Origin of the sequence: Aquabacterium sp. (assembly GCF_030652515.1) — a bacterium.
GTDB lineage: Bacteria > Pseudomonadota > Gammaproteobacteria > Burkholderiales > Burkholderiaceae_C > Aquabacterium.
The window spans coordinates 1-9,783 of record NZ_JAUSAR010000008.1; the positions used below are offsets into that span (position 1 = coordinate 1).

The following is a 9,783-nucleotide window of genomic DNA, read 5'->3' on the forward strand; positions in this document are numbered from 1 at the left end:
CGACCGGAGTAGTCGACGCGCTTGCCCAGCAGATTCTGGCGGAAGCGACCCGACTTGCCCTTGATCATGTCGGCCAGCGACTTCAACGCACGCTTGTTGGCGCCCGTCATGGCCTTGCCACGACGGCCGTTGTCCAGCAGCGAATCGACCGACTCTTGCAGCATGCGCTTTTCGTTGCGCACGATGATTTCCGGAGCCTTCAACTCCAACAGACGCGCCAGGCGGTTGTTGCGGTTGATGACGCGGCGGTACAGGTCGTTCAAGTCGGACGTGGCGAAGCGGCCGCCATCCAGCGGCACCAGCGGACGCAGGTCCGGTGGCAACACGGGCAGCACTTCCAGCACCATCCAGTTGGGCTTGATGCCCGACTTCTTGAAGGCTTCCATGACCTTCAGGCGCTTGGAGTTCTTCTTGATCTTCAGCTCGGAACCGGTCTGGTCGTTGCGGATCTTTTCGATCTCAACGTCCAGGTCCATCTCGGCCAAGAGCTTCTGGATGCCTTCGGCACCCATCAGCGCGATGAACTCGTCACCGTACTCGACACGCTTGGTGTCGTAGTCGTCCTCGGACATGATGCTGAACTTCTTCAGCGGGGTCATGCCTGGGTCAACGACCACGTACGCTTCGAAGTACAGCACGCGTTCGATGTCGCGCAGGGTCATGTCCAGGACCAGGCCCAGACGCGACGGCAACGACTTCAGGAACCAGATGTGCGCGCAGGGCGCCGCCAGGTCGATGTGACCCATGCGGTCACGGCGAACCTTGGTCTGCGTGACTTCAACGCCGCACTTCTCGCAGATGACACCGCGGTGCTTCAGGCGCTTGTACTTGCCGCACAGGCACTCGTAGTCCTTGATGGGGCCAAAGATCTTGGCGCAGAACAGGCCATCACGCTCGGGCTTGAAAGTCCGATAGTTGATGGTCTCGGGCTTCTTCACTTCACCAAACGACCAGCTGCGGATTTTCTCCGGGGAAGCCAGGCCGATCCGGATGGCATCGAAATGCTCATCAGGGGTGAATTGCTTGAACAGGTCGAGTAAACCTTTCATGGTCTTCTATTCCTTTTCGTTCAGTTGCGTTCAAGTTCAATGTCGATGCCCAAGGAACGGATTTCCTTGACAAGAACGTTGAACGACTCAGGCATGCCGGCTTCGATCGCGTGCTCACCCTTGACGATGTTTTCGTACACCTTGGTACGGCCATTCACGTCATCGGACTTCACGGTGAGCATTTCCTGCAGGACGTAGGAGGCGCCATACGCTTCCAGGGCCCACACTTCCATTTCACCGAAGCGCTGACCACCGAACTGCGCCTTACCACCCAGCGGCTGCTGCGTGACGAGCGAGTAAGGACCGGTCGAGCGGGCGTGCATCTTGTCGTCGACCAAATGGTGCAGCTTGAGCACGTGCATGTAGCCCACCGTGGTGGCGCGCTCGAAAGCTTCGCCAGTGCGGCCGTCATACAGTTGCGCTTGCGTGCGGGTCGGCGTCAGGCCCTTGGCCTTGGCGATGTCGGCCGGGTAGGCCAGTTGCAGCATGGCGCGGATTTCGGCTTCCTTGGCACCGTCGAACACCGGCGTGGCGAAGGGCACGCCCTTGACCAGGTTGCCGGCCATTTCGCGCACTTCGTCATCCGACAGTTGCGACAGGTCTTCGGTCTTGCCACCCGACTGGTTGTACAGCTCGTCGAGGAACTTGCGCAGCTCGGTGGCCGCGACTTCCTTCTGGAGCATGTCGCCGATGCGTTGGCCAATGCCCTTGCCGGCCCAGCCCAAGTGCACTTCCAGCACCTGGCCCACGTTCATCCGCGAAGGCACGCCCAGGGGGTTCAAGCAGACGTCGCACGGCGTGCCGTCGGCCATGTAAGGCATGTCTTCGACGGGCAGGATGCGGGAGACCACACCCTTGTTGCCGTGACGGCCGGCCATCTTGTCACCAGGCTGCAAGCGACGTTTGACGGCCAGGTGGACCTTGACCATCTTGAGCACGCCCGCGGGCAACTCGTCGCCTTGCGTCAACTTCTTGCGCTTTTCTTCAAAGTGCAGGTCGAAGCTGTGGCGGGTCTGCTCCAGCGAGTTCTTGATCGATTCCAGCTGATTGGCGATGTCGCCATCTTCCGGACGGATGTCGAACCAGTGGAACTTCTCGACCGTGGCCAGGTAGGCCTCGTCGATCGCCGTGCCCTTGGCCAGCTTGTTCGGGCCGCCATTGGCAGGCTTGCCGATCAGCAGCTTCTTGATCCGGTCGAAGGCGTCGGCTTCCACGATGCGCAGCTGGTCGTTCAGGTCCAGGCGGAAACGCTTCAGTTCATCGTCGATGATCTGTTGCGCGCGCTTGTCACGGACGATGCCTTCACGGGTGAAGACCTGCACGTCGATGACGGTGCCGCTCGTGCCTTGATCAACGCGCAGCGAGGTGTCCTTCACGTCGGACGCCTTCTCGCCGAAGATGGCGCGAAGCAGCTTCTCTTCAGGCGTCAGCGTGGTCTCGCCCTTGGGCGTGACCTTGCCAACCAGCACGTCGCCGGGGCCGACTTCGGCGCCCACGTAGACGATGCCGGACTCGTCCAGACGAGCCAACTGGTTCTCGGACAGGTTCGGGATGTCGCGCGTGATTTCTTCGGAACCCAGCTTGGTGTCGCGGGCCATCACCACCAGTTCCTCGATGTGGATCGAGGTGTAGCGGTCTTCGGCGACCACGCGTTCGGAGATCAGGATCGAATCTTCGAAGTTGTAGCCGTTCCAGGGCATGAACGCGACCAGCATGTTCTGACCCAGGGCCAGCTCGCCGATGTCGGTGGAGGCACCGTCAGCGATGATGTCCTCAGCCGCCACCTTGTCGCCACGCTTGACGATGGGACGTTGGTGGATGCTGGTGTTCTGGTTGGAACGCTGGTACTTGATCAGGTTGTAGATGTCGACGCCGACTTCGCCAGCCACGGTCTCGTTGTCGTTCACGCGGATCACGATGCGGTTCGTGTCCACGTAATCGACCACGCCACCACGGCGGGCGGCCACGACGGTGCCCGAGTCCTTGGCGGCCACGCGCTCGACGCCCGTGCCGACCAAAGCCTTTTCGGGGCGCAGCACTGGCACAGCTTGACGCTGCATGTTGGCGCCCATCAGCGCGCGGTTCGCATCGTCGTGCTCCAGGAAGGGCACAAGCGAAGCAGCGACCGACACGATCTGCGTGGGGGCCACGTCCATGTACTGGATGCGTTCGGGCGAGGTCAACACGGATTCACCATGTTCACGCGCCGACACCAGCTCGTCGGTCAGGCGGCCATCGGCACCCAGCGAGGCATTGGCCTGGGCGATGATGTACTTGCCTTCTTCGATGGCCGACAGGTAATCGATCTGCATCGTCACCTTGCTGTCGATCACGCGGCGATACGGCGTTTCCAGGAAGCCGTAGTCGTTCAACTGCGCGTACAAAGCCAGCGAGTTGATCAGACCGATGTTCGGGCCTTCAGGGGTTTCGATCGGGCACACACGGCCATAGTGGGTCGGGTGCACGTCGCGCACTTCGAAGCCGGCACGTTCGCGGGTCAGACCGCCCGGGCCCAGGGCGGAAACGCGACGCTTGTGCGTGATTTCCGACAGGGGGTTGGTCTGGTCCATGAACTGCGACAACTGCGAGGCACCGAAGAACTCCTTCAGCGCCGCAGAGATCGGCTTGGAGTTGATCAGGTCGTGCGGCATCAGGGCTTCGGTCTCAGCCTGGCCCAGACGCTCCTTCACGGCCTTTTCGATGCGAGCCAAGCCTGAGCGGTACTGGTTTTCAGCCAGTTCGCCCACGCAACGCACGCGGCGGTTGCCCAAGTGGTCGATGTCATCGACTTCGCCACGGCCATTGCGCAGCTCGACCAGGATCTTCACGACCGACAGGATGTCGTCGTTGGACAAGGTCATCGCGCCTTCGGAGCCTTCGCGGCCGATGCGGGCGTTGAACTTCATGCGGCCCACGCGCGACAGGTCGTACGTGTCAGCGCTGTAGAACAGGCGCTGGAACAGGGCCTGCACGGCGTCTTCGGTCGGCGGCTCGCCGGGGCGCATCATGCGGTAGATGGCCACACGAGCAGCCAGTTCGTCGGCTGTTTCGTCGGTGGCCAGCGTCTGGCTGATGTAGGCGCCCTGGTCCAGTTCATTGGTGAACAGGCAGTCGATTTCCTTGATGCCGGCGGTGCGCAGCTTCTTGAGCAGCAGCTCGGTCAGCTCTTCGTTGGCCTTGGCGATGATCTCGCCAGTGTCCGGATCAATCTGGTTCTTGGCCAGCACGCGGCCCAGCAGGAAGTCCTCGGGCACGGTGATGTGCGTGGTGCCCGATTGTTCCAGTGCGCGGGTGTGGCGCGCGGTGATGCGCTTGTCTTTCTCGACCACGACACTGCCCGACTTGTCGGTGATGTCGAAGCGAGCGACTTCGCCCTTCAGGCGCTCAGGCACGTAGGCCATTTGCGCACCGGCGTCCATGAGCTTGAACTGGTCGTTCTGGAAGAACGTGGCCAGGATCTTCTCGTTGCTCATGCCGATGGCCTTGAGCAGCGTGGTCACGGGCATCTTGCGACGGCGGTCAACGCGGAAGTACAGCAGGTCCTTGGGGTCGAACTCGAAGTCGAGCCAGGAACCACGGTAGGGGATGATGCGCGCGCTGAACAGCAGCTTGCCGGACGAGTGCGTCTTGCCCTTGTCGTGCTCGAAGAACACGCCGGGCGAACGGTGCAGCTGAGACACGATGACGCGCTCGGTGCCGTTGATGATGAAGGAGCCGTAGTCGGTCATCAGGGGCACTTCGCCCATGTAGACCTCTTGTTCCTTGACTTCCTTGACCACCTTGGACTGCGAGGTTGAGGTCTCGCGGTCATAAATGATCATTTGCAACTTCGCACGCACGGCGGCGGCGAAGGTCAAGCCCCGTTGCTGGCACTCGCGGACGTCGAACGTCGGCTTGGCGATGTTGAATTCGATGAATTTCATCTCCACGAAACCATTGTGCGAAACAATGGGGAACGCGGACAAGAAGGCGGCTTGCAAGCCTTCAGGCTTGCGTTTTTGCGGTGGAACATCCTTTTGAAGGAATGCCACGTATGAATCCTTCTGCATCGTCAGCAGATAAGGAACGTTCAATACGCTGCCGCGTTTGCCAAAGCTCTTGCGAACTCGCTTGCGCTCGGTGTAGCTGTAGGGGGTTGCTTGCGCCATAAACTCTCCGTTTCGGGCCCCTTCAGGGTGCCCGGTGCGAATCAAAGCCGCGCCCGGCCAAGGTGCGGCTCATCGTTCGGCGACTGGCCAGTCGGACATTGCATCCGAGGCTTGGTGGTTGGCCACTACCAACCGCTGGCAGACAACCAGGGCATTTTGCGATCATCAAAGCTTGTGCAATGATGATGTGACACCCCGGCTCGACCAAACCGGTTCTCTGCAGTCGGATTCAGAGAACACTCGAAAAAGCCTTCCAGTCTAACGCAGAAGGCGCTTTCGGGTGCCCTCAAGGGCAGATACCCTTGAAGCGAGAAAGGCTGGCGGCCTTTTAAGACCGCCAGCCTGCCTGCGAAACCAAGGATTACTTGACTTCGGCCTTGGCGCCAGCTTCCACCAGCTTCTTGGCAGCGGCTTCGGCGTCGGCCTTGGGCACTGCTTCCTTGACGTTCTTGGGAGCGCCGTCGACCAAGTCCTTGGCTTCCTTCAGGCCCAGGCCTGTCAGTTCGCGCACGGCCTTGATGACGCCGACCTTGTTGGCGCCAGCTTCGAGCAGAACGACGTTGAATTCGGTCTTCTCTTCCACGGCAGCAGCAGCGCCGCCGCCGCCAGCTGCGGGAGCAGCCATGGCAGCAGCGGACACGCCGAACTTCTCTTCGATGGCCTTGACCAGGTCGTTGAGTTCCATGACGGACATGCTGTCCAGGGCGGTGATGAATGCGTCTTTATCGAAAGCCATTTTGGGTTCCTAAAATCGGTTGAATGTGTTGAATACGGTTTGAGCAGCGATCAGGCGGCAGGTGCTTCTGCGGCAGGGGCGTCGGCAGCGGGTGCCTCGGCTTCAGCAGCAGGCGCTGCGCCAGCGCCCTTTTGATCGGCCACAGCGGCCAGCACGCGTGCGAAACGCGAGACGGGCGATTGCAGCAAGCCACAAATTTGGGCGAGCAAGACTTCCTTGGTCGGGATCGCGGCCAGGGCTTTCACGGCGTTGGCGTCGAGCGCCTTGCCTGCGTATGCACCAGCCTTGATCACCAACTTGTCGTTGGTCTTGGCAAAGTCAGCAATGACTTTGGCAGCTGCCACGGCATCTTCAGAGAAGCCGTAGATCAGCGGGCCGCTCATGCTCTCGGAAGCCACTTCGAAGGGCGTACCGGCAACAGCGCGGCGAGCCAGGGTGTTCTTCAGCACGTGAAGATACACACCTTGCGCGCGCGCGGTTTTGCGCAATGCGTCCAACTGGGCCACCGTGAGTCCGCGGTACTCAGCCAGTGCCAGGGTCTGTGCTTTCGCCGCTTGGGCTTGCACTTCCGAGACAACGGCTGCTTTTTCGTTGCGATTGAGACTCAAGGTCCACTCCTTAAAACATGCCCACGCGAGGCTTTGGCCACAGGGCCGAACCCCACCCGGGCACACCCGGTTTCAGCGACCTTCCGTCTCAGGAACCCTTTGCCGTCATGGCTGGCGGCAAGAATCCGTTAACGGCGGGTACGCCATCTGCGTAGGCTGGCTTTTTAAGCCTTGATCGCGGTACTGCTGCGAACTTGGCGCCTACGGTCTTTGATAGCCTGCGCACCTTCGAGGGTTGAACCTCCGGGGCGCGCAGCCCACCAATTTTTTTCAAGCGTCCGCGCCAGACACGCGCGGGGCTTGGCCGACTGACCGCCTGAGCAGCCAGTCAACGGTGTTTGGATCAGCCGACGTTGTTGATCGAGGCGACGTCGACGCGAACGCCCACGCCCATGGTCGACGACACGGCGACCTTGCGCAGGTAGACACCCTTGCTCGAAGCCGGTTTGGCCTTGGTCAGCGCGTCCAACAGTGCAGCCAGGTTGCCCTTGAGCTTGTCGGAGTCGAACGAACGACGACCGATGGTGCCGTGCACGATGCCGGCCTTGTCGACGCGGAATTGAACCTGACCAGCCTTGGCGTTCTTCACGGCCGTGGCGACGTCAGGGGTCACGGTGCCAACCTTCGGGTTAGGCATCAGACCGCGAGGGCCCAGGATGGTACCCAGGGTACCGACGATGCGCATCGTGTCCGGCGAGGCAATGACCACGTCGAAGTTGATGACGCCGCCCTTGATTTGCTCGGCCAGGTCTTCCATGCCGACGATGTCAGCGCCAGCGGCCTTGGCTTCTTCAGCCTTGGCGCCTTGGGCGAACACAGCCACACGCTTGGTCTTGCCGGTGCCATTGGGCAACACGACAGCGCCACGCACGACTTGGTCCGACTTCTTGGCGTCCACGCCCAGTTGCACGGCCACGTCGATGGATTCATCGAACTTGGCAACCGCGGTTTCCTTCAGGATGACCAGGGCATCGTCGATGGCGTACAGCTTGTTGCTGTCGACCTTGCCGACGTAGGTCTTTTCACGTTTGGTGAGCTTAGCCATGTTATGCACCTTCCACGAGCACGCCCATCGAGCGGGCAGAACCAGCGATCGTCCGGACAGCGGCTTCCAGATCGGCAGCGGTCAGGTCTTTTTGCTTGGTCTTGGCGATTTCTTCGATCTGAGCGCGGGTCAGCTTGCCGACCTTGTCGGATTGCGGACGGGCCGAACCCTTCTCGAGCTTTAGGGCCTTCTTGATCAGGACCGTCGCGGGCGGGGTCTTGAGGATGAAGGTGAAGGACTTGTCTGCGAACGCCGTGATCACGACGGGCAGCATCAAGCCGGGTTCCATCGCGGAAGTCTGGGCGTTGAACGCCTTGCAGAATTCCATGATGTTCAGGCCGCGCTGACCCAGCGCGGGACCGATTGGAGGCGAAGGGTTTGCCTTGCCTGCCGGGATTTGCAGCTTGATGAAGCCGATAATCTTCTTGGCCATATAAATCTCCTAGAACCGCCTGACGGCCACGTCAGTTCGGTTGAGTCAAACGCCAGGCTTGTTCAACGTGAACTCCTGGCTCCTCTTGACGCAGTCTCGTTTGCGTCTGGGTACGGAAGGTGACACTGCCTTTGCGGACAGCGGCCTCACCTTCAAGGCCGTGAATCTTTTACCTGCGGCCCCATTCCTTTTGGACTTGGCCTCGGCGAAAGATCTGACGCTATCGCGTCAAATCTTTTCGACCTGATCGAAGTCCAGCTCGACCGGGGTGGCACGACCGAAAATCGTGACCGACACGCGCAGCTTGGACTTTTCGTAGTTGACGTCTTCGATGGCGCCATTGAAGTCCGTGAACGGACCTTCCTTGACGCGGACGACTTCGCCGACTTCCCACTCGACCTTGGGCCGGGGCTTTTCAATGCCCTCCTGCATCTGGTTGACGATCTTCATGACTTCGTCTTCCGAGATGGGGACTGGGCGGTTCTTGGCGCCGCCCACGAAACCCGTCACCTTGGAGGTGTTCTTCACCAGGTGCCAGGAGTCGTCACTCATCAGCATTTCAACCAGCACGTAGCCAGGGAAGAAACGGCGTTCGGTGACGGTTTTCTTGCCGTTCTTGACTTCAACGACTTCTTCGGTGGGCACCAGGATGCGACCGAAGGACGTTTGCATGCCGGCACGGTCGATGCGTTCACGCAGATTGCGCTCGACGGCCTTTTCCATGCCGGAATAGGCGTGCACCACGTACCAGCGCAGCGCGGGGGCGGCGGTGGCGGGGCTGGTTTGAACGTCGCTCATGGGTCTCAACCTTGTAAGTTTTGTGCGGGCCGTGCTGGGCTCAGCGCCAGCCCAGGATCAGACTGAAGATCACCCATTCCAGCGCCTTGTCGGTCAGCCACAGGAACAAAGCCATGACCACCACGAAGGCAAAGACGTACAAGGTCATCTGCGTGGCTTCTGGACGCGTGGGCCAGACGACCTTGCGCATTTCCTTGATGGCATCTTGGCCAAAGGCGGTCAGCTCGCGACCTTGGGCGGAGGTGAAAAACGCCCCCACGGCCGCAGCCAGCAACACCAGCAAAACGATCACGCGCAACCAGAGGTCTTGCTTGCCCAACAGGTAGAACGCGGCCACGCCGCCCACGACCAGCAGGCCGGCGGCGGCCAGCTTGGCCTTGTCGGCGCTGGTGGTGACGGTTTCGATTTGTGAGGTGGCCATTTGCGTTGGTGTTTGAGGCGGCAAAGCCCGCGGGCTTCCAGGTCTTCATGACCTTCGCCTGCGGGCTGCTGGGAAATGCGTTTTCGGTCTTGTCGGCTTGTTCAGTAGGTGGCAGGGGCAGTAGGAATCGAACCTACAACCTTCGGTTTTGGAGACCGACGCTCTGCCAATTGAGCTATACCCCTAACGACGAACCAGACAGTTTACTTCAAGTTAAAGGTCAGGCCAGGATCTTGGCAACCACGCCGGCGCCGACGGTGCGGCCGCCTTCACGGATGGCGAAACGCAGACCTTCTTCCATGGCGATGGGGTTGATCAGCTTGACGGTGATCGACACGTTGTCGCCGGGCATGACCATTTCCTTGTCGGCGGGCAGCTCGATGGAACCGGTCACGTCCGTGGTACGGAAGTAGAACTGAGGGCGGTAGTTGTTGAAGAAAGGCGTGTGACGGCCACCTTCATCTTTGCTCAGCACGTAGATTTCGCCGGTGAAGTGCGTGTGCGGCTTGATGGAGCCGGGCTTGCACAGCACTTGGCCGCGCTGC

8 protein-coding genes, 1 tRNA gene and 1 pseudogene are annotated in these 9,783 nt (G+C 60.6%); all 10 read right to left on the reverse strand.

Going from position 1 to position 9,783, the window contains the following annotated elements:
* Positions 1-1,049 (reverse strand): annotated as a pseudogene (locus Q7V20_RS00760) (DNA-directed RNA polymerase subunit beta'); the annotation flags it as partial.
* Between the two features lie 20 nt (positions 1,050-1,069).
* Positions 1,070-5,197, reverse strand: a complete 4,128-nt coding sequence (rpoB, locus tag Q7V20_RS00765; protein ID WP_304786152.1) for a DNA-directed RNA polymerase subunit beta — start codon at positions 5,195-5,197, stop codon at positions 1,070-1,072.
* A 361-nt stretch (positions 5,198-5,558) separates the two neighbouring features.
* Entirely contained in the window at positions 5,559-5,933 is a 375-nt protein-coding gene (rplL, locus tag Q7V20_RS00770; RefSeq protein WP_304786154.1) for a 50S ribosomal protein L7/L12, read from the reverse strand.
* 50 nt (positions 5,934-5,983) lie between these two features.
* Positions 5,984-6,541: a 50S ribosomal protein L10 gene (rplJ, locus tag Q7V20_RS00775; protein WP_304786156.1), complete on the reverse strand. Its 558-nt coding sequence runs from the start codon at positions 6,539-6,541 to the stop codon at positions 5,984-5,986.
* A 343-nt stretch (positions 6,542-6,884) separates the two neighbouring features.
* On the reverse strand, positions 6,885-7,586 hold the full coding sequence (gene rplA, locus Q7V20_RS00780; protein WP_304786158.1) for a 50S ribosomal protein L1: 702 nt from the start codon (positions 7,584-7,586) through the stop codon (positions 6,885-6,887).
* A 1-nt stretch (position 7,587) separates the two neighbouring features.
* Positions 7,588-8,019: a 50S ribosomal protein L11 gene (gene rplK, locus Q7V20_RS00785; protein WP_230182808.1), complete on the reverse strand. Its 432-nt coding sequence runs from the start codon at positions 8,017-8,019 to the stop codon at positions 7,588-7,590.
* A 228-nt stretch (positions 8,020-8,247) separates the two neighbouring features.
* Positions 8,248-8,817, reverse strand: a complete 570-nt coding sequence (gene nusG, locus Q7V20_RS00790) for a transcription termination/antitermination protein NusG (RefSeq protein WP_300549451.1) — start codon at positions 8,815-8,817, stop codon at positions 8,248-8,250.
* Between the two features lie 40 nt (positions 8,818-8,857).
* Positions 8,858-9,238, reverse strand: coding sequence for a preprotein translocase subunit SecE (gene secE / locus Q7V20_RS00795; protein WP_304786164.1), 381 nt, complete (start codon positions 9,236-9,238; stop codon positions 8,858-8,860).
* 109 nt (positions 9,239-9,347) lie between these two features.
* Positions 9,348-9,423 (reverse strand) — tRNA-Trp (locus Q7V20_RS00800).
* A gap of 35 nt (positions 9,424-9,458) precedes the next feature.
* A partial coding sequence (locus tag Q7V20_RS00805) for an elongation factor Tu (RefSeq protein WP_304786166.1) occupies positions 9,459-9,783 on the reverse strand: 325 nt, incomplete at its 5' end.

Excerpts from the sequence above, each read along its gene's own strand:
- rplL (WP_304786154.1), bottom strand. The coding sequence starts at position 5,933 with ATGGCTTTCGATAAAGACGCATTCATCACCGCCCTGGACAGCATGTCC.
- rplA (WP_304786158.1), bottom strand. The coding sequence starts at position 7,586 with ATGGCTAAGCTCACCAAACGTGAAAAGACCTACGTCGGCAAGGTCGAC.
- secE (WP_304786164.1), bottom strand. The coding sequence starts at position 9,238 with ATGGCCACCTCACAAATCGAAACCGTCACCACCAGCGCCGACAAGGCC.
- rpoB (WP_304786152.1), bottom strand. The coding sequence starts at position 5,197 with ATGGCGCAAGCAACCCCCTACAGCTACACCGAGCGCAAGCGAGTTCGC.
- rplK (WP_230182808.1), bottom strand. The coding sequence starts at position 8,019 with ATGGCCAAGAAGATTATCGGCTTCATCAAGCTGCAAATCCCGGCAGGC.
- nusG (WP_300549451.1), bottom strand. The coding sequence starts at position 8,817 with ATGAGCGACGTTCAAACCAGCCCCGCCACCGCCGCCCCCGCGCTGCGC.